This window comes from Henriciella pelagia, assembly GCF_002088945.1.
Lineage (GTDB): Bacteria > Pseudomonadota > Alphaproteobacteria > Caulobacterales > Hyphomonadaceae > Henriciella > Henriciella pelagia.
On sequence record NZ_NCSU01000016.1, the window covers coordinates 13,002 to 33,482 of the forward strand.

The 20,481-nt window shown below is 57.7% G+C and carries 18 protein-coding genes; 14 read left to right on the forward strand and 4 right to left on the reverse strand.

What is annotated here, in order from left to right; all coding sequences use genetic code 11:
• Positions 1–52 precede the first annotated feature (52 nt).
• Positions 53–739, forward strand: coding sequence for an OmpW/AlkL family protein (locus B8746_RS16260; protein WP_084394769.1), 687 nt, complete (start codon positions 53–55; stop codon positions 737–739).
• 464 nt (positions 740–1,203) lie between these two features.
• Positions 1,204–3,000, forward strand: coding sequence for a TonB-dependent receptor (locus B8746_RS16265; protein ID WP_084394770.1), 1,797 nt, complete (start codon positions 1,204–1,206; stop codon positions 2,998–3,000).
• 420 nt (positions 3,001–3,420) lie between these two features.
• Here the strand turns inward: B8746_RS16265 and B8746_RS16270 are convergent, their stop codons facing one another.
• Complete coding sequence (locus tag B8746_RS16270; protein WP_084394771.1) at positions 3,421–4,590, reverse strand: muconate cycloisomerase family protein; 1,170 nt, start codon at positions 4,588–4,590, stop codon at positions 3,421–3,423.
• Positions 4,591–4,770: 180 nt separating this feature from the next.
• Here B8746_RS16270 and B8746_RS16275 point away from each other — a divergent pair, with 180 nt between their 5' ends.
• The 3 genes from B8746_RS16275 to B8746_RS16285 all read left to right on the forward strand — a co-directional run bounded on the left by B8746_RS16275 (position 4,771) and on the right by B8746_RS16285 (position 9,236).
• On the forward strand, positions 4,771–5,673 hold the full coding sequence (locus tag B8746_RS16275) for a LysR family transcriptional regulator (RefSeq protein WP_084394772.1): 903 nt from the start codon (positions 4,771–4,773) through the stop codon (positions 5,671–5,673).
• A gap of 146 nt (positions 5,674–5,819) precedes the next feature.
• Entirely contained in the window at positions 5,820–8,150 is a 2,331-nt protein-coding gene (locus tag B8746_RS16280) for a TonB-dependent receptor (protein WP_084394773.1), read from the forward strand.
• A 120-nt stretch (positions 8,151–8,270) separates the two neighbouring features.
• A complete protein-coding gene (locus tag B8746_RS16285) occupies positions 8,271–9,236 on the forward strand; it encodes a PDR/VanB family oxidoreductase (protein ID WP_158084673.1) in 966 nt (321 codons plus the stop codon).
• Here B8746_RS16285 and B8746_RS16290 read toward each other — a convergent pair.
• The gene (locus B8746_RS16290) at positions 9,233–10,111 is read right to left on the reverse strand and encodes an AraC family transcriptional regulator (RefSeq protein ID WP_158084674.1); all 879 of its coding nucleotides are present in this window, start codon (positions 10,109–10,111) and stop codon (positions 9,233–9,235) included. The genes B8746_RS16285 and B8746_RS16290 overlap by 4 nt on opposite strands.
• A gap of 168 nt (positions 10,112–10,279) precedes the next feature.
• Here B8746_RS16290 and B8746_RS16295 point away from each other — a divergent pair, with 168 nt between their 5' ends.
• From B8746_RS16295 to B8746_RS16330, 8 genes are all read left to right on the forward strand, one after another.
• Positions 10,280–11,053, forward strand: a complete 774-nt coding sequence (locus tag B8746_RS16295; RefSeq protein ID WP_084394776.1) for a dioxygenase family protein — start codon at positions 10,280–10,282, stop codon at positions 11,051–11,053.
• Positions 11,054–11,072: 19 nt separating this feature from the next.
• Positions 11,073–11,771 (forward strand): dienelactone hydrolase family protein, encoded by a 699-nt coding sequence (locus tag B8746_RS16300; RefSeq protein ID WP_158084675.1) that lies wholly within the window; start codon positions 11,073–11,075, stop codon positions 11,769–11,771.
• Positions 11,772–11,831: 60 nt separating this feature from the next.
• The gene (locus B8746_RS16305) at positions 11,832–12,890 is read left to right on the forward strand and encodes a maleylacetate reductase (RefSeq protein ID WP_084394778.1); all 1,059 of its coding nucleotides are present in this window, start codon (positions 11,832–11,834) and stop codon (positions 12,888–12,890) included.
• A gap of 79 nt (positions 12,891–12,969) precedes the next feature.
• On the forward strand, positions 12,970–13,260 hold the full coding sequence (gene nrtS, locus B8746_RS16310) for a nitrate/nitrite transporter NrtS (protein ID WP_188657463.1): 291 nt from the start codon (positions 12,970–12,972) through the stop codon (positions 13,258–13,260).
• 2 nt (positions 13,261–13,262) lie between these two features.
• Positions 13,263–13,811: a redoxin domain-containing protein gene (locus tag B8746_RS16315; RefSeq protein WP_158084676.1), complete on the forward strand. Its 549-nt coding sequence runs from the start codon at positions 13,263–13,265 to the stop codon at positions 13,809–13,811.
• Position 13,812: 1 nt separating this feature from the next.
• On the forward strand, positions 13,813–14,520 hold the full coding sequence (locus B8746_RS16320) for a CoA transferase subunit A (RefSeq protein WP_084394780.1): 708 nt from the start codon (positions 13,813–13,815) through the stop codon (positions 14,518–14,520).
• Complete coding sequence (locus tag B8746_RS16325; protein WP_084394781.1) at positions 14,520–15,158, forward strand: CoA transferase subunit B; 639 nt, start codon at positions 14,520–14,522, stop codon at positions 15,156–15,158. Before B8746_RS16320 ends, B8746_RS16325 begins: the two co-directional genes overlap by 1 nt.
• 181 nt (positions 15,159–15,339) lie before the next feature.
• The gene (locus B8746_RS16330; protein ID WP_084394782.1) at positions 15,340–17,076 is read left to right on the forward strand and encodes an arylsulfatase; all 1,737 of its coding nucleotides are present in this window, start codon (positions 15,340–15,342) and stop codon (positions 17,074–17,076) included.
• A gap of 106 nt (positions 17,077–17,182) precedes the next feature.
• Here B8746_RS16330 and B8746_RS16335 read toward each other — a convergent pair whose 3' ends face one another.
• Complete coding sequence (locus B8746_RS16335) at positions 17,183–18,571, reverse strand: Rieske 2Fe-2S domain-containing protein (protein WP_084394783.1); 1,389 nt, start codon at positions 18,569–18,571, stop codon at positions 17,183–17,185.
• Positions 18,572–18,917: 346 nt separating this feature from the next.
• Here B8746_RS16335 and B8746_RS16340 point away from each other — a divergent pair, with 346 nt between their 5' ends.
• On the forward strand, positions 18,918–19,175 hold the full coding sequence (locus tag B8746_RS16340; protein WP_084394784.1) for a hypothetical protein: 258 nt from the start codon (positions 18,918–18,920) through the stop codon (positions 19,173–19,175).
• 62 nt (positions 19,176–19,237) lie between these two features.
• Here B8746_RS16340 and B8746_RS16345 read toward each other — a convergent pair whose 3' ends face one another.
• Positions 19,238–20,134: a formylglycine-generating enzyme family protein gene (locus tag B8746_RS16345; RefSeq protein WP_084394882.1), complete on the reverse strand. Its 897-nt coding sequence runs from the start codon at positions 20,132–20,134 to the stop codon at positions 19,238–19,240.
• Positions 20,135–20,481: the final 347 nt, after the last annotated feature.

The following is a 20,481-nucleotide window of genomic DNA, read 5'->3' on the forward strand; positions in this document are numbered from 1 at the left end:
CTGTTTGCGACCGCGCAAAGGGCGCGAAAAAATGACCAAAAGAGAGGAATAAATGAAACAATCTAATGTAAAATCCAAAGGGCCTTTTGCCTCGAAGTTTGTGTTAATCACGATGCTTGGTTGCTTTTCGTCGTTCGGCGTCGCAAAGGCGGAACCGCCTTACTCCAAGGGCGACTGGCTTTTTGGCCTGAATGCGGCGAAAGTATTCACGAATGAAACGTTGGATTCAATCAGCGCGGGCGGTGCGCCAATACCCGGGGCTGGTGTCAATATCACCGATGACACCACGCTGAGTTTCGACGTTTCCTATTTTTTGAATTCATCTGTAGCGTTGAACTTCTTTGGTGGTTTGCCTGCCAGCGCTAATCTTGCAGGGAGCGGCAGTTTGACAGGACTACCTGTTGGAGAGACGGAATATGGCCCTGCTGTTTTGTCGCTTCAATATCACCTTTCGACTAATTCATCCGTTAGCCCTTATGTTGGTGCCGGTATCGCTCGAATCTTGTTTCTGGAAGAACAAGGGGATGCACTCGCGGACTTCGACTTGAAAGACGCCTGGGCGCCCGCTGTCCAAGTTGGAATGCGCTATCAAATGAGCGATAATTGGTTTGCTAATGCCGATATACGTTACACGCCATTCGAAACAGATATCTCTGGGACACTCGGCGGGGCGCCGGTCAGAGGCAAGATTTCGGTGGACCCAATAATCCTCAATATCGGTATTGCCTCCCGGTTTTAAGCTATTATTGCTAGAAGAGCTGGCAAGGAAAGTGAGTTACAAAACCTCATTTTTTGGCCGCCCCTAAAAGTGCCCTCATTCAGGGCTGGAGTATTTGGCGCTTCCTTACCTCCACGGGCTGGCTCTAACGAGGCGATCCATCAGTGCTGGTTCAGGCATTTTACCCTGAGCCGGCCATTGAATGACACGATGAAAAGTCATTGTCTGTCGTAAGCGCCACACTGCTCCCCTCGTGCGGCGCATGAGGTAAATGTGGCAAGAGTCCGCCGATCGTTAGAGTCGGGCGGTCCAATTGGGAGCAGACGGAAAAATGGACGTCCTGAGGCGCCCCTAATGGGTTCCGAGATTATTGGGAGAGTCCGTTGGTTGAATAGCTCAAAGCGTGTTGGTTGACGAGCGCGCCGAGCCCGGAGCCATCCCAAAGCTCAGGCGCTCGGCGCGCGCCTGTCGGCGTGAGGCCGCGGGTGCAGCAGGTCATCGAGCCCGAGCGCGCGTTGTGCCCGTGCGGCTGCGGCGAGATGGCCAGGATCGGCCAGGACGTCAGCGACGGCTATATCGATAATCTCGACGAAGGCCCTGATGGCGGGACACGGGAAGACATCGGCGCCCGGCTCAAATTGCGCTGGGATATTGCGTCCGATCTTGTCGCCAATCTGAAGCTGGAACGAATGGACTATGACGAAGAAGGGCTCACACCTTCGGAAACCATATTCTCGGCCCTGCCCGGTTTTCTTTTCACGGACAATCCTAATCCGGCCATCGACGCCAATCCGGCCTATGATTTCGAGCCGAACTGGACAAGCTTTTATGACTGCACCATTGCCTATCCGGTTACCGGCACCTTCTGTCCGGGGCGCGATCAGACTATGCACAATATCACGTTTGATCTCGAAAGGGATTTCGAAGGTCTCGGCACGCTGACAGCCATAAGCGCCTATCAGGAAGTAGATTACGAACACAGGTTCAGCCAGGTCGACGGAGGCGTCGGCGGCAGCTCCGTTCGCTTTTCCAGGGACGAGGCCTATGCCGGTCTCACGCAGGAATTGCGGTTCGCATCCGAAACCTATGACAAGTTCGATTACATCGTCGGAGCCTATTTCGAGACCAGCGAAATCACCAGACTCCAGCGGGATGACACCAACGTTCAGTTTTTTGCACCTCCCGCTCCCGGATTTCCAAGCACGTTCAACGAAGACTGGAGCCAGGAGACTGAAACCCTCGCCGGCTTCGGTCAGTTTCGCTACAACTTTACCGACCAGTGGACGGCCATCATCGGCGGTCGCTGGTCGAACGAGACCAAGGATTTCAACCTCGTCCGGCGCGAGGTCGCCTATGGCGCAGATCCACGCGATCCGGCAACGCCGCTGCTGCTTGATCCGGCGACCCGTGAACCTGTCGGTGAGGAGATCGATTTCACGGATAGCCGAGAAGAGTCCAAGTTCACGCCATCGCTGACACTCCGGTACGAACCGAATGCGGATCTCATGGTCTATGCAAGTGTATCCCAAGGGCACAAGACGGGCGGTTTTTCCGATCGACCGCAGCTCGATCCGGAGTTCGATGAAGAGCTTAACACGACCTATGAAATCGGCTCAAAGTTCACAGGGCTGGACGGACGGCTCAGGGCAAACCTGACCCTGTTCAGCATGCAGATCGAAGACCTTCAGGTCGCAAGGACCTTGCCTGGAGCCGTCTCGGTCAATTTCGAAGTTCAGAACGCCGCAGAGGCCGTGAGCCAGGGCCTTGAAAGCGAAATCGTCCTCAATCTGGACAACGGGGTCGAGATTGGTGGCAATTATGCTTTCACGCAAGCCGAATACGAGGACTTCCCGGGAGCCAATACTGCACCCTGTCCCGCCGTTGGCGGACGTGTCGAGACGAATGCTGGCGGCGTGGATCTCTGCAATTATGAAGGCAATCCCCTCATCTTTGCGCCCGAACACAAGGGCACCGTATTTGCCTCCTATGAAACTGACACGCTTCCAGGACGCTGGAGCTTCAGCGCCCGGGCTGATGCAAGCTACTCATCGGAATACTACACCGAGAACAATTACTATGAGAACCTGAAGCAGGATGCCTACTGGCTATACAATGCCAGCCTCGCCTTGATGTCGCCCGATGGCCGCTACACCGTCCGTCTTTATGGCAAGAATCTGAGTGACGAGTACGTCCTGGCATGGGGGCTGGAGGCAGGCCCAAGCCGGTTTGTCGCGCCCAATCCACCGCGCCAGATTGGTCTCCAGCTGAGCTACAGATACTAACTGTCGACCAGGTCGCCCACGAGACCTGTGCCCTATGCCACGGCGGTCTCCAATCCTGGGCGCAACCTGCCATACAGGACAATCGAACCGTCTCTGTCCGAGCGCTGGAGCGACATCGCGCTGGCTTTCGGGCAGGGATCGGTCCTGCAGCGCCTGTAGAAGGCAAAATTGACAATAGTCTCTAGGATTAGCTCCGGCATGATACGCCACACGAATTTCCGTCTCGCGCATTTATCGAATGTTTCCGCGCCTTTAGTGGCGGTTGCCCAGCCACCAGAACCAATTCTTCGGAAGGCTTACATCAATGCAACGGCACCAGAAATTATCTGTGCCCAGATGGTGATCGTCAGAAGGAGGCCCTGTACCTGCCGGGGTTGAGGCGCCGCTGGCTGTGGTCAGTTCCCATTTCCCTGCAGGCGATCAGGCCTTAGCCGACATGGACTTGCGCGACGCATGAACGGAATACGTCCGGTCACGCCGAAACGCTTTCAGCTTGTCCTCGTCGACCTCGACGGCAAGGCCAACACCCTCTTCCAGCTGGAGTTCGAAATCGACATAGCGCGCCGCCTGCACGGCTATATCCTCGGCGACAAGACCGGGCCCCGACAGTTCTCCGCCATAGGGCAGATCTGCCAGGGTCGCGCACAGTTGCATATTGGCCGCCGTACCGATCGAGCACTCCAGGAACGTTCCCATGTAGAGTGATATTCCACCGGCTTCGGCGATGTCAGCTATCCGCCGGGTCGCGAGAAGCCCGGCCGATTTCATGACCTTGAGGGAGACGAGGTCTGCTGCGCGCATCTCTGCGATCCGGAGCATGTCCTGCGGCGTGCAAAGCCCTTCATCGATCATGATCGCGCAGTTGCTGCGAGCGGTCAGCCGGGCCGAGGCAGCAAGATTCCATCGCGCCATCGGCTGCTCGACCATGACAATGCCGGCATCGGCCATACGGGGGACGGCCCATTTGGTAGTGGTTTCATCCCACATCTCGTTCGGATCGCCCCGGACGCTCGCTCTGCCCTCGAGCCCGCGCGCAACAGCGCAAGCGCGCTCGACATCCTGAACCGGATCGACGGCCCCCATTTTCAGTTTGAAGATGTTGTGGCGTTTGCTTTCAAGCATGCGTTCGGCCTCCTCGATCTCACTTGAAGCCTCGCCGGTCGCCAGCGGCCACGAACAGGGAAGGCTGGCGCGACGCTTGCCCCCCATCAGGTCGTGAACCGGAACACCGAGAGCCTTGCCCTGAAGGTCGAGCATCGCCATTTCAACACTCGCCTTTGCGAATGCATTGCCGAACAGGGCGCGGTCGAGACGCGCCATGGACGGAGCGAGATCGAACGCATCAGTCCCTGTCAGCACCGGGGCAATTTGCTCGTCGATCATCAGCTTGATGGTTTCGACGCTCTCGCCGCCCCACCATGGCCCTGAAGGCGTTACAGCCTCGCCGATGCCTTCCAGACCGTCCTTGGTACGCATGCGCACAAGCACAATACTTGTCGAATTCGCGCCGACAGCGGCGAAGCGCTGCAATCTCCGCAAGGGGAGATCGACAATTATTGCCTCGATGGACTGGATAGTAAGTTTGCTCATGCTGACCTCGTTCGGGGCCTAACAAAGCAGGCCCGATATGTTTCGAGCGATGCTAGGAAGGAGCAAAGGCGCCTGTAAAATACCAAGTTCAATCCATCTAAATACCGAAACGGTATTGAAGCCCGGGAAAAACTTGCCTAGCCTGTATCACAGTGTGAGAAGAACCCGCTGGGCGGAGCCATGGAACTCAGGCAGCTCAAATATTTTGTCGCTGTGGCCGAAGAAGGAAATTTCGGAGCTGCAGCGCGTCGGCTGAATATTTCTCAGCCGCCCATTACCCGCCAGATCCAGAAACTCGAAGACGAGCTCGGTGTCTTGCTTCTCAGGCGGACCACGAAAGGCGCAGAACTGACCACCTCGGGTGAGGTGTTCCTCGAAGATGCGCGCCAGACACTGGCCCAGGTGGCGCGCGGCATGGAGCGAAGCCGAGCCGCTCAGCGTGGAGAACTCGGTACGCTGGAGGTGGGATATTTTGGATCGCCCATCTACCGGGTCGTGCCCGAGCTGCTTCAGGCTTTCCATAGCGCCCTTCCCGATGTCGGCATTGCCCTGCATCGCATGAGCAAGGGCGAACAGGTCGCCGCCCTGCAATCAGGTCAGATCCATATTGGATTTGGCCGCTACTATCCTCCCGAGCCCGGTATCGTGGTTGAGGAAATCCTCAGGGAAGGCCTCTCAGTCGCCGTTTCGGTTGATTTCGAGCATGATCCCCCGGTGGGAGAGCGCCTGTCCATTTTCGACAAGGTTCCCCTCATAGTGTTTCCCGGACGTGGCCGGCCGAACTTTGCAGATGAAGTCCTTGGCATTCTAAAGCGAGAGAATGTTTCGGCCCGGGTTGAGACTGTTGCCGAGGACGTGCGCTCGGCGCTTACACTGACAGCCATCGGGGCAGGCGCGACCATCGTGCCGGGAACTGTGGCAGATTTCAGCTGGTCAGGTGTGCGCTTCATTCCGCTTGAAACACTGCGCCTGGAATGCCCAGTCAACTGCGTCTATCGCAAGTCTGAGACATCGCCCATTCTGAAAGCGATGCTGAGTACGCTGCGGCAGTTCCGCGCGGAGCGGTCGCGGGAGGTGGCCTAACAGCCGGCGAGTACAATTCGATAGCATTCGCAATCGAAAAACAGTCTCACAATACCGAATGCGTATCGACAAGAATTTCTGAAAGTATTGGCCGCATCATCCGTCACCTGACTAGCTTCCCCCAAAATAACATTTGGGAGGAATTAATGATGTTACGCTCGACGTTGTTGAGACGTTCGCTCGTGCTGGGCGCAAGTAGCCTGGCCTTTTCACTGAACGCGATCGCGCAGGAAGCCGGCTCTGAGCCGGCCGAGGATGATCGTCGCCTGCAGACCGTAACCGTTACTGCGCAAGGCCGCGAGGAGTCGCTCCAAGATGTTGGCGTGGCCGTTACCGCTCTGAGCGGTCAGGATATAACGACACGTGGAATCATCGACATTGAGAGCCTCGTTCCAGAAACTCCCGGCGTCACCCTGGCAGAATCGCCCTTCCAGCGCACCGTAGCGATCCGCGGCCTCGGCTCGACGGGTGGCAATCTCGGCATTGAACAGTCGGCACCCTTCTTCATTGATGGCGTCTTTGGCGGGCGTTCGGGCCAGTTTCTGGCCCCTTTTTTCGATCTTGAGGCCGTCGAGATCATTCGTGGCCCACAGGCCATATTCTTCGGCAAGAATGCGACAGCCGGCGCTGTCAGCATCAAGTCCGCACGGCCGACGGATGATTTCCTGGCCAGTCTGTCGGCAGGTTATGAGATCGAGAATGAAGGCTCCTTCGGTGAAGCCGTTATTTCAGGACCGTTCACCGATACACTACGCGGGCGTCTGGCCGTTCGCTACACAGACCGCGGCGACTATCTGCGTGACACATCGACTGGCGGGGGCGCTGGCGGGTATGAGGAAACCGCCATCCGCGGCGGGCTGGAATGGGACCTCAGCTCCGATATTGAGGCCTATCTCAAATACGAGCATGCAGAGCGTGAAGCGAGCCGTCGGTTCCAGCTCGCATGCGCCAATCCGGAAGTGACGGAAATCGCCGGGCCGTTCGGTGCGGTCGTGGAATGCGTACTGGATGACAGGCTGTCTTCCGGCGCGGCATTCGGCCCCCTGTCCCAGACCTATCCGCCCGGAGGAGACCAATCGGAGAATGAGACAGAGAATGTTGCCCTGCAGGTCGACTGGGCGCTTGGCGCTCATTCCTTGGAACTGATCAGTGGTTACTCCTCATATGGCATGCAGTTCACGGACGGACTGGACCGCAGCGCCATTGGTCTGGCAGCGTCGACAACGGATGAGACATTCGAGCAATGGTCCCAGGAAGTCCGGCTCATTTCGCCAAGCGGCGGACAATTCGAGTATGTGCTCGGCGCCCTCTATCTCGAGCAGACACATGAAGCCCTGCAGAGCATCACCCAGCCAATTCCGTCAGATCCCATGCTCCTCGCTGCGCTGGGCCTCACGACGCCGCCCAATCCGCCTTTCCTTACCGATGTCATCGACGCCACGCAGGAAGCGGAAGCCTATTCACTCTTCGCAGAACTGACCTGGAACTTCACCGATTCCTTCCGCGTATCGGCCGGCGCGCGCTATACGAGTGAGGAAAAGGATTTCGACCCAAACGTTTTCCGCTACTTCGGTCCCGTCGCCACGCAGACTACTGTGCATAATTTTGCATCCGCTACCGCTGACCAGGTTTTCACCTTCGAGAATCCCGGCGATGCTGAAGCGCTCCGCCGTGATGAGGAAAGCCTCGATCCTGTCGTCACGGCAGAATGGGAAGCGGCGGACGATGTGCTGCTCTATGCGACGTACGCGAAGGGCACCAAGGCTGGTGGGTACGAATTCTTCGCACGCGGTCTTTTCCTTCCGCTACCTGCCAATTTCCTCAGCATCGAGGAAGAGGAAGCCACGAATTATGAGCTAGGTTTCAAGTCGACCCTGGCTGAAGGGCGCGCGAGGCTCAATGGCGCGGTATTCCTCACAGAGATTGACGGATTTCAAAACCAGGTCGTGAACACCCAGATCATTGGCTTCGAGACGTTCAATGCCGATGCTGAAATCTTTGGTGTGGAAATGGATGGCGTCTTCAATATCACCGACACTTACCAGCTTGGCGGGTCATTCAGCTATCTCGACACTGAGTACAAGGAGCTGTTCACCGGCAATCCTCTGCCCTTCGCCCCTGAGTTCTCAGGCAATCTCTATCTTGCCGGTCACCGTTCGCTCGGCAGCACCGGCTGGCAACTCAACACACGCCTGCAGGCTAACCATACCGGCGAGATGTCATTTGACGGTACGAATGCCGAGCCAGACAGGGCTGATGCCTACACTCTGATTGATTTGCGCATTGGGTTGGAATCGGAACGGAGTGGCTGGGAGATTGCGGTGAATGCCAAGAATCTCACCGATGAGGACGATATTCTCCTCTATAGCGCGCCGACCTTTCTCAGCAATCAGCCGCAATACGCCGCTGCCAACCCCAGGGGCCCCCTGGTCGGTGAAGGCCGAACGATCATGCTACAAGTAAGGAAAGACTTCTGAAGCAGTAATGGAACTGCGCCACAGGACACTCAGACAAGATTTCAGGACGATTTGGGCTGCGGTCCGAAACCACCGTCCCCTAGCATCAGGAATGACTTGAACTTGGTCAGGGAGATCCTTGTGGCGCAGACGATCACAGCAGAAGTATCAAACAAGACTCAAGTGGCGCGGAATGTCTTTGCCTTTGAGCTGCGCGTACCCGCAGAAGCCTTTCAAACTGCCGAAGCGGGGGCGCATATCGATGTCCATGTCGCCGACGGCTTGATCCGCCAATACTCTCTGGTCGAGCCTGCAGGGCCTGGCGACGACGCTTACCGCATCGCGGTTCTCCGCGAGCCTGATGGCCGTGGTGCGTCCCTTGCGCTTTGCGATCGTGTCATGACTGGCGACCAGGTCGAGATTTCTTCACCGCGAAATCATTTCCGCCTTGATGCCGGTCAGGGGCACTATTGTCTGATTGGCGCCGGAATCGGCGTTACTCCAATCCTTTCAATGGCCCATGCGCTACATGCACGCAGCGGTTCCTTCGAGGTCCATCTATGTGCCCGTTCGCCCGACCATCTTGCCTTTTATCACGAGATAAGGTCTGCGGCCTGGGCAGGGCGCGTTCACTATCATTTTAGTCAAGAAACCACTTCCGGACGCCTCGACCTGGCAGCATTTCTACCCGGCCTCAATGCTGGCACCCAGCTTTACGTCTGCGGTCCCGAAAGGTTTCTGGACGAGGTATCAAATTTGACGCGCGGATGGTCGGCCGGAAGGGTTCGCCAGGAACGCTTTTCGGCATCTGCGAACGCGACAGTTGAAAGCGGGACTGGAAGCTTTGAAATTGCAATCAAGAGCACAGGACAGGTCTTCTCCGTCGGTTCAGACCAATCTATTCTCGAAGTGCTTGAAGCCAATGGTTTCGATATAGACGTTTCCTGCACAGAAGGCGTCTGCGGGACATGCCTGACAGGAGTCGTGGAAGGCAAACCAGTCCATCGCGACTCCTGCCTCTACGAAGAGGAACAGGCTGAAGGAAAAATCATGGCAGTCTGCGTGTCGCGCGCGAAACCTAATTCAACGCTCGTGCTGGATCTTTAACCCTTCCGTTTCTGCTTGCGGTAGGCATTTGGACTCACGCCGATCATCCGTTTGAAAGCCTTGTGGAACGACGCGTCGGACTTGTAGCCCACTTCAAAGGCGATTTCCGAGACTGACAGCTCATTGGCCCGAAGCAGCCGGGTTGCCCGGGCCATGCGGATCCTGGTCAGATAGTCGACCGGTGTCTGATCAACAATCTCGCGGAAGCGCTGTGCAAACACAGACCGCGACAGGCCGGCCTGACTGGCAAGACGGTCGAGCGTCCAAGCCTCATCGGGGTTTTCATGGATGGCCAGAAGCGCCTTCCTGATATGAGGATCGCCGACACCAGCGGCCGCGTTGAGCCCGTCCGATTTGAGACTTCTCAGCACATATTCGAGAAGAATTATCGCGGCGACCTCTGCAAGCCTATGGGTAATCTGGGTGCGGTCTTCTTCGGGTGTGAGCGCATTCTCTCGGATCAGGCTGAAGATCAGGTCGAGCTGACGCTCCTGGCGCATTTCAGCACGACTTAGAACGATGATGTCCGGAACGATATCGGGGAGCGGATTCGACACGCTCGGCATACGGCCAGCAAAAATGACGGGCCCATCTCCATGAGGTGGATCAATCGGAAACGGCGGATCAAGGTGTCCTTGCCTGACGAGCGGATGACCGGGCGCATGAAGGGTATGCATGCCTCCTTTTGGAAGACTGCAAAGCCCGCCCTTCTCGACTTGAACGGCCTTCCTGTCGCCTGATTGCACCATGATCGGGCCATCCTCGGGCAGATAGATGGCAGAGACCCCCGGAGCAGGAACCTCGTACCTTGTCCCGGGAACAAGTTGAACCAGACCAGCCACAAGTTCGGTCACGCGAATATTCGGAACAGCCACGAAGACTCCTGCTCTAGACGGGTCGGACATGGCAAACGATACCAAAACGGTATCCCCAACCCCGGAAAAAGGTATTAGACGGTATGATGGCTGGATTTTACTCTGAGATCAATCACAGCCTGGGCCAATTGGGGTCAGGATTGGCAAGTAAGATGCGGAGGAGCAGTCATGGCAAATAACAGGGCCGACGAAGTGGTCAGCGCAATCGTGGAGGGCGTGCGTCATGCCGTCCGCGAAAAGGATGTCACCTTCGAGGAGTACCGTGCAGGTATCGCCTATCTGATGAAGATCGCCCAATCCGGCGAACTGCCCCTGCTTGTGGACCTGTTCCTGAATTCGACCATTGTCAGCAATATCAATGAGAAAAACGCGCCTGGCGTATCGCCCTCCGACATGGAAGGGCCTTATTTCATCGAGGACGTTCCCGAAGTCGATGGCCAGCTCAAGGTGCTTGACGATGACCGCTGCGACCCGCTCCTGCTTCGCGGCACAATCCGCGACCAGGATGGAAATCCGCTTCCCGGCGCAACTGTTTTCGTCTGGTCCTCGACCCATGACGGCAAGTATGGCGGCATTCATGATGAGCTGCCAAAGGATCTCTATCGCGGCAAGCTCACAACCGATTCTGCCGGCCGCTATGAAGTGGAATCGCGCGTTCCTGTCCCCTATACAATTCCCAATACCGGTCCTGTCGGCGCCCTGCTTGAAATGATGGGCAGGCACACCTGGCGTCCGGCGCATGTCCACTACAAGATCCGCCATGACGGCTTTCAGGAACTGACGACCCAGGTCTATTTCGAGGGCGGTGACTATGTTGAGGACGATTGCTGCGAAGGGATCGTCCCGCCCGAATTCGTGAAGCCGGTCATAAGGGAGAACGGCAAGGTCGTCCTCGATGTCGACTTCACGGTCCAGCGCGCTGTCGAAACCGCATCAGCCTGATCGCAAGGGAGACTTTTTCATGTGTCATGGTCATGCCGTCAAAGCGTTTCCGGCGCCCGCCCCGGCCGAGCCTTTCGACCGCACGGTCGCCGGTTTCACCTGGGGCGACCCGGCAGCAGAGAAAACAATCGCCGTCCTGCCCGATATTTATGGCTGCAACCCATTTTATAAGGGCCTGTCGACATTGATGGCTCAGAAGGGAGCTCGCGTGCATCTCGTGGACACCTTTTACGGTCTCGGCGACTTGCCGGAAGCTACCCGGGAGGCTGCCTTTGCCCGCCGTAACAAGGTAGATGACAAAAGTTTCCTCGATCGGTTCGAGCAGTTCTGCCGTGAAGAGCAGGTGACCGGTGTTGTCGGTTTCTGCCTGGGCGGTCTCTATATTTTCGAGCTTGCCCGCCGGGGTCTCTCAGCCGATCTGATCGGCCTTTACGGATTCCCACAGGGGCTTCCCAATGAGGACCCGCTTCCCGTCCCGTTCGACTATCTTCCGGAGGTTGACCAATCTTTCACCATGCTTGTCGGGCGCGATGACGATTCGGTCGGGCGCGACAATATCGAGAAACTGGAGAAAATGTCTCCGGAGGTGCGGGCCATGACGCTCAAGGTCTATGATGGGGTCGGCCATAATTTCCTGCCGCTGCTAGACAGCGACAAGCATAGCGAACGCGCCATTGCCGAAGACGCCAGGGACCGGATGCTGAGAACGCTTCTCTAGGCTGCAGATCAGGACAACGTACACAGACACTGTGCTCTCGTCTGAGAGCAGGAGGAAGACTTGCGACCATTCACCTACACCGGACTGCCTGCCCGCGTCATCTTCGGGTCTGGAACGGTCTCCGTGCTCGCCGAAGAAATCAAGGCCCTCAAAGCGAGCCGCGCGCTTGTGCTGACGACTCCGCCCCAGGCCCCACAAGGTGAGCAGATCACCGAAGAACTCGGAAGCCTTGCTGCCGGCATGTTTACCCGTGCGGCAATGCATACCCCTGTCGCGGTGACGGAAGAAGCGATGAAGGCGTATGACAAAGCCGGTGCGGACTGCGTCGTCTCGATTGGCGGCGGATCGACGATCGGGCTCGGCAAGGCGATCGCGCTGCGAAACGGCACGCCTCAAATCGTTCTGCCCACGACCTATGCGGGCTCGGAAATGACGTCCATCATTGGTCAAACCGAGCAAGGCGAGAAAACCACACAAAAAACGCTCAAAGTCCTTCCGGAAACCGTCATTTACGATGTCAATTTCACTCTGTCGCTACCTGTGGGCATGAGCGTAACCAGCGGCATGAACGCAATCGCTCACGCGGTTGAGGCCCTCTACGCAGAACAAGCCAATCCCGTCCTCAGCCTCATGGCTGAAGAGGGTATATCGGCTCTTTTCGGGGCCCTGCCGCGTATTGTGGCTTCACCGCAGGACCCGGATGCCAGGAGCGATGCCCTTTATGGTGCCTGGCTCTGCGCGGTCTGCCTCGGTTCCGGCGGCGTCGCTTTGCACCACAAGCTCTGTCACGTGCTCGGCGGCTCGTTCGACTTGCCCCATGCCGAGACCCACACAATCGTGCTGCCTCATGCCCTCGCCTATAATGCCCCCGCAATACCGGACGCCATGACAGCGCTGAAGCGCGCAACGGGAAGTGATGATCCGGCGGGCAAGTTCTTCGACATCGCTCGCCAAGGCGGTGCGCCCGCTGGGCTCAGGGATCTGGGCATGCCTGAATCGGAAATCGACAGGGCCGTGGAAATCGCGTTCCGAAACCCGTACTTCAATCCAAGGCCACTCGAAGAAGCAGGGATCCGGCGTATTATCCGGGCCGCATGGGCTGGAGACCGGCCTTCATGACCAGGCGAAGCGTACTCATACAACTCGTCTTGCCGAGACGCAGCGCCCCCGACCCAACCACGCGGCGGGAGGTTCCGTGATGGATACGCTACCTGCCGCCTCACTTGCCGATGTGCAGCGTCCCATCTCATTCAGGCGCGCGCTTCTTGAGCCGGTTACGGTCAAGCGTGCCCTGAAAGTTGGCCTGCTGGTTGGCTCCATCCTTGTGCTGATCAATCAGGGCGACGGCATGATCGGGGGCGCCATCCCCCCTTACTGGAAGGTCCTCCTGACCTACTGCGTGCCCTATTGTGTCTCTTCATATTCTACGGCCATGTTCATGGTCGAGCTCGGCCGAAAATCCTCTCGGCCGCAACGGCAGGACGCCTGACCGTGCCGGTACTTCGTCCCGGTCAGCCTGCCCCGCCCCTGCAGTTCGGCCTTGCCGACGGCTCATCATGGAGCCTCGATGCGCAGGCGCCCGACATCTTCACCATGATTGTCTTCTACCGACATCGCCATTGCAGTGTCTGCAAGGAATACCTGAAAGCACTCGATGAGCTGCACGCAGATTTCGCTGCGCAAGGGACATCCTCTGTCGCCGTCTCCATGGGCTCGCGTGCCGATGCGAAAGCGTCTGTCAATGACCTTGACCTTTCAACCCTGCCGCTTGGACATGGACTGAGCCTGATGGCGGCAAGGGACTGGCAGCTCTTCCTGTCGGCCAGCCGACGCGAGACCGAACCTGCGCTGTTTTGCGAACCCGGCCTGTTTCTCGTCGACCGAAACCAGCGCCTCTACTTTGCCTCGATCCAGTCCATGCCATTTGGCCGGCCGGTCCTGGAACAGGTTCTCGACTGGATCCCGAAACTCGTCGAGCGCCGGACCGAGGCACGCGGTGAGGTCCCCATCGAACCAGCCATAGAAAGGGCAAAGGGCTGACATGACAGAAAAGGTATATGCATCCGCCGAGGAAGCTCTGAATGGCATTGTTCGCGATGACATGCTCGTCTGTGCAGGCGGGTTTGGCCTCTGCGGAATGCCGGAAAGCCTCATCTATGCTCTTCAGGCAACCGGCGTAAAAGGGTTGAGCGTTGTATCGAACAATGCTGGCATTGACGGCATCGGACTGTCACGGCTGATAGAGACGCGACAGATCAGCAAGATGATCTCGTCCTATGTCGGAAACAATAAGACATTCGAGAAGGCCTATCTCGCCGGCGAAATCGAACTTGAGTTCTCGCCGCAGGGTACGATGTCGGAACGGCTGAGAGCCGGCGGCGCGGGGATTGCCGGCTTCTATACCAGAACTGGCGTCGGGACCGTCATTGCCGAAGGCAAACCGCTAATGGAGTTCGAGGGCGACACCTTTGTCCTTGAGCGGGGGATCCGTGCCGATCTTGCCCTTGTCCGCGCCGAAACCGCCGACACTGAGGGCAATCTCGTCTACCGGAAGACGGCAAGAAACTTCAATCCGATGATGGCGATGTCAGGGAGGGTGACGGTCGCCGAGGTCGAGCGCATTGTTCCGGCCGGCACGCTTGATCCCGACCACATCCACACATCCGGAATCTTCGTGCAGAGGATCGTAAAATCCTCCCAAGCCAAGCGCATCGAATTCACGACCAATCGTGAGCGGGAGACTGCCTGATGACCTGGACAAGAGACGAAATGGCCCGTCGTGCCGCCGCCGAAATCGAGGACGGGTTCTATGTCAATCTCGGCATCGGCATCCCCACGCTGGTCGCAAACCATATTCCGCCGGGCCGCAAGGTTATCCTGCAGTCGGAAAACGGAATGCTGGCGATGGGCCCTTTTCCCTATCCGGGCGAGGAAGACCCAGACCTGATCAATGCCGGAAAGCAGACCGTCACCGAATTACCGGAAACCTCCTATTTCTCCTCGGCTGACAGTTTCGCCATGATCCGGGGCGGCCATATCGACCTGGCCATTCTGGGCGCCATGGAAGTCGCTGCCAATGGTGACCTCGCCAACTGGATGATCCCTGGAAAGATGGTCAAGGGTATGGGTGGTGCCATGGATCTTGTCGCCGGCGTTAGGCGGGTTGTCGTCATCATGGACCATTGCGCCAAGTCGGGCGAACCGAAACTTCTGAAAGCTTGCCACCTTCCGCTGACCGGCAAGGGCGTTGTCGACCGTGTGATCACCGATTTGGGGGTCTTCGACATTCTCGGGGACGCGATAGCGATTGCTGAACTCGCACCCGGCGTAACCCGTCAGGACGTCATCGACAGGACAGAAGCCGATATCAAGGACACAGAACGATGACCCGAACGAACAGAGCCGCCCCTGTGTGGGCCTCCCTCCGGGCTCGTTGTCCCTTCGTGACGCACGAGGCGCTCACCTTCAACAATGCGCATACCCAGAAAATCGATGGAGACCGTTCCCGCCGGGCGAAGTTGGTCACCAGCCATTCCGGATTCTAATCCTGCCAAAGGAGCAAGCAGCCATGCCCCGCCATCGACTCAGACTGGCCATACTGTTCAGCGTGCTCGGCGCCTGCTCCGGAGAAGGTCATGGAGGCGAGTTCGAGGCTCCGCAGGCACCCGCCAGCCAGACGGCGAACCCGGATCGCCCGACCAACATACTCCTTATCCTGGCAGATGATCTCGGCTTTTCTGATCTTGGTGCCTACGGGTCCGAAATCCCGACACCGCATCTAGACGGGCTCGCCCGCGAGGGCGTCCTTTTCACAAATTTCCATGTTTCGCCATCATGCGCCCCAACGCGGGCCATGCTGATGACCGGTGTTTCACCACTTGATGCAGGCATGGGGAGCGTTCCCCAGCTCATGACACCAGCGCAGCAGGGGCAGCGAGGCTATGAGGGACAGCTTGCCGCGCGTGTATCGACCATAGCCGAACATCTATCGGCGGCAGGGTACATGACATTCATAGCCGGCAAATGGCATCTGGGAGCGACTCCGGAGGCGCTTCCAGACCAAAGGGGCTTTGAACGCAGTTTCGTGCTCGTCGATGGCGCAGCCAGCCATTTCAGCGACGGATATGGGTACAATGCCCGAAAGAAGCAGGCGACCTATGTCGAGAACGGCCAGCCTGCCCGCCTGCCTGACAGCTTCTATTCCTCGACCTATTACGCCGACCGCGTGATCGAGAATCTGGAACAGGCCGCCAATGATGGTAGGCCGTTTTTTGGATATCTCGCTTTTACCGCGCCCCATTCGCCCCTTCATGCCCCGGATGACTGGATCGCCCGCTTTTCCGGGCATTATGATGCGGGCTTCGAGGCGATCGCCGCTGACCGTATCGAAAACGCCCGCCAGAAAGGCGTAGTGCCGGCAGAAGCGGCGGCGCGCCCAGAGATCAAGCTTTCCAGCCGGTGGAACGATCTCTCGCAGGAGCAGAAGGCTGATATGGCAAGGCGCATGGAGGTCTATGCCGCCATGGTCGCCAGTATGGACCATGAAGTCGGCAGGGTGCTCGAACGGCTGGAGGCGCTTGGGCAGTTGGATGATACGCTCATCATCTTCCTATCCGATAATGGCCCCGACCCCTCCTTCCAGGAAGAGGCGCCAATGAATAACGCCTGGATCGAGCAGACATTCGACAACAGGCTTGAGAATTATGGCCGCCGCGGATCCTATATTTCCTACGGGCTGGACTGGTCACTTGTTTCATCGGCCCCCTTCAGCCTCTTCAAGGGCACTGTGGGAGAAGGCGGGATCCGTGTGCCCGCGATCATACGTTTTCCTGATGGCCGCCATGCTGGCGACCTCTATCGCGACTACGCAACCGCACTCGACGTGCTGCCAACCATTCTGGAGGTGTCGGACGTGTCGGCGGACGCCCTGATCGTCGGCAAGGGTACCATCCCGCCGCAGGGGCGCTCGCTCATAAGTGCCCTAGAGCGCCCCGGGAAGGGTGCCAGCCTCTCTACGCCAGCCGCATGGCAATCGCTTGGCACGAGAGCGTTGCAAGACGGACGCTGGAAGGCGCGCTATATCCAGCCACCTCTCGGCAGCGGCCAATGGACCCTGCATGATCTTGAGACAGACCCCAACGAGGCGAACGACGTGTCATCAGAATATCCTGACCGTCTTCAAACGATGATCGATCAATGGACCGGCATCATGCAGGAGCGCGGTCTTGTCGAACCGCCTCCCCACTTCCTGTCGATGATCCTTCCATCCAAAAGATCAGACGCGGAAGAATCGAAGCCGGACTGAACCCTGAAATCATCCAGAACCGGGGCCGCTATTACGTCCGCGCAAAAGCAGATGGGCGGCCGCCTGGAGCTGCCGCCCATACGAATTGTACTGTGACCGGAGGGGATTATCCCGCCGAAGCGCCAGCTCGGGTCGTGACACGGTGCGCGAGGGGATCCAGGCCGCGCTTTCGGCGTTCTTCCTGTTCTTCCTTGTGCGCATCCTTCATCATCTGACGGACCTTGAGCACCGCCCGGTCAGTACGCGCGAGCTGGTCCTTGTCCCAGCGTGCAATACGGCCTTGCGACATCTGCATTGGGGCATCACCGCCGACGAAGCAGGCCATGCCAGGCAGCTGATCTGACTGCAGGGCCTTTTTCAGCATGAAGGACATGGTCTTGGCCTTGCGCTTGGAGACGACCGAGGAATCGATCGCCCCGATAAGCCAGCCGGTAAAAGTGCCGATATCGTTAGGTACGAACCAGAAGAACAGGCCATGGACGCCGCCTTCCATGAATTCACGACCGTGGTGCACGAGATTTGGCATGAACCAGCGAATGTCGTCGATCGCTTTTGTGCCCCCGTGACCGCCTTCCTCGCGAAGCGATGCGTAGACGCCATTGCCCGGCAGCATCTCGAATTTCACGCCCCCGCCCATCTTCTGGTCACCGAAGAGATAGCAGGTCCGGTGAAGGCAGCCGACATGGGTCATGTCGACGGTATTGTCGAGCTGGTTGAGATAGCTGTAGGGCACTTCCATCCGGTTGCGCACAAGAACATCGTCAGCCAGGACTTCCCGGATATGCGCCATTGAGTCCAGAAGCGGTTTCGGCTCCTTGACCCCCATATAGACCCAGATGATACCGCCTTCCTCTGTGGCAGGGTAGGATACAGCCTTCACCTTCTTGCAGGCTGGGCTGTCAGGTCCATCCGCGAGGAATGCCACGCAGTCGCCGTGCTTGTTAAAGGTCATGCCGTGATAGCGGCAGGTAATCGTGCCCACATCCCAGACATTGACCTGACCGAGCGAGAGGAGCGGGCCACGGTGAGGGCACCGGTTCTCCAGCGCGCAGGGGCTACCATCCTTGTCGCGAAACAGGATGACATTATCGCCCAGAAGCTTGATCGCCTTGTGCTCATTGTGTTTGAGCTCATCGGAGAACAGTGCCGGATACCAGTATTCACGCAGACCAAAGAACGGGATTTCCTCCTGATACTCCTCGACATAGTCCCAGGGCACTTCGCGGATGGAATCCGGCTTGTCGGGCGTACCGTGAGGCTTCTTGTACCAATTGGCCATGAAGCTGCTCTCGGACGAAAGGACCTGCAGTCGCGGCTCGTCATACCTGCGCTTCAGGAAACCCAGTCCGGGAATGCTGCCAAAGATCGCGCGTGCCTTGCGGCCAACCAGTTCAGCCGTTCCGCGCTTGAACTTGCCGCCATAGCTGGTGGTCGGTGCAACCGTCTGAAAACGTTCTTTCTCATCGATCAGCGTATGGGCGTTACCGTCAGGCATGAGGAATCCTCCACATTGTTCACGTGCCGCCTGGCACGAATTTGGTGAATTATCTCAATAGTGTAGCCTTCCGGATTAGAGGGCGCCCTGCCCGATCGTCTGGATTTCGCTCCAATCGTCCTGAATTACCTCCCCACTGGCAGACCACGATCTGGCTCAACGCTATTTGACGTTAGCACTGGAAACACGCCTGCAATTATATAGGACCCCTATTTATAATCGTCCCGAGACAGGAGGCGAGCGATGCGGCCTCCGACCGCGAGGCGACTGCCAGATCGCAGCGCTTCGCAAGTACGGATGCCAACCAGACGGACGCCCCGCCCGCGGCAACGGTCGAGGCGCCCTGATGTCAAACCCACCTCTCGAAGAGTATCGCATCGGTTATCCCGTTGCCATCGACGCACCGGGCGTGGATGGCGGGCCGCCGAAGACATTGACCGCCTATGGCATACAGGGCACGCCGGCATTGGTCATGATGCTCGGAATTGAAGCACATATTCGCGTAGCGCGGCGCGCACATCGGCGGCTATATCAGAACTGCGAATTCAAGGGGTTCCTTGCCCGAAAGCAGCAGTCATGGAGTTCGCGCAACACGATTTCCTGAAACAATTGCCGTGCTCATCATCTGTCTGCCCCAGGGAGGAGGCGCGCGGCGCCGACCAGTTTTCAATCAACATCATATGCAACCCGGAAACCGATATGGCTCGCGGAGAAGTCGAGTTGCTGAATCTGTTTGGCTGCCGGCCGATAGCGTTGGCAGTAAGTGTCCGAGCACAGAAATGAACCGCCTTTCAGCAGCCCTCTATTCTGCTCGATGCTCGCATCTGCGACCCACTCCCAGACATTACCTGTCATGTCATGAAGTCCGTATCCATTGGGTGGGTAACAGCCGACTGGCGAACTGCGGTCAAATCCGTCAGCCTCTGAATTCTCGATGGGGAATACGCCCTGCCAGATATTCGCGCGGTAGGCACCCGCATCAGGAACGGTGTTACCCCATTCATAAGTTGCGCCGGACAAGCCACCGCGCGCGGCAAATTCCCATTCCGCTTCGGTGGGAAGGCGACCTCCTGCCCAGTCAGCGAAGGCTTTGGCATCGGCATAGGCAATGTGAACGACAGGATGGTCCCAACGACCATCCAGCGATGAGCCTGGCCCTTCAGGATGGCGCCAGGATGCGCCTGGAATGAATTGCCACCAGTTCCGCATCAATTTCGAAGGCACCAGGAACACGGCCGATCCCGGAATCAGCAGCGCTTCTGGAATATCAGGATGAAGATCAGATGAGGGTTCGCGTTCGGCAACGGACTTGTAGTCCGTCGCTTCGACAAATTCGGCAAATCGCCGATTGCTGACTTCCGTCGCATCGATCTCGAACGGACCGACCGTCTTCATCTGGGCGGGTGCTTCCTCCGCGTAGCCCTCATTGCTGCCCATCAAGAATGTGCCGCCAGTGAGTTTTACGCGAGGCGATACAAGCTGAGACCTGCAAAGCTCCGATGAATGATCTGCAAGCGGCAGTTGGTGTTGCGCCTTTCCCGCCTGCGAAAACACAATGGCCATACCCGTCCACAACAAGAATGAATGGAGTTTGCCTGATGAGATGGTCTCGACCATGGTCATTTCACTCGCCGCAGATTTGCTGAGCGGATTCCGCTTCAATTAGCACAGAGTCTAGCAATTTGAGCGTGGATAAACAGGCCATTTTCAGAACGCCACGGCACACGGGGCGAACGCCCCTGCAAGTTATTTGATTTATGCTTCCAGCCCATGATCCGGCCCGCTACAAAAGTGAGGGGCGTCGGGTGGGTCTATTCGGGCCGGTGACCAGAGCCCCTCCGGCTTGTTGTCAGAAACTGGAAAGTCTAAAAAGGTCAAAACGAGTCGTATAACTCACATCAATATATATG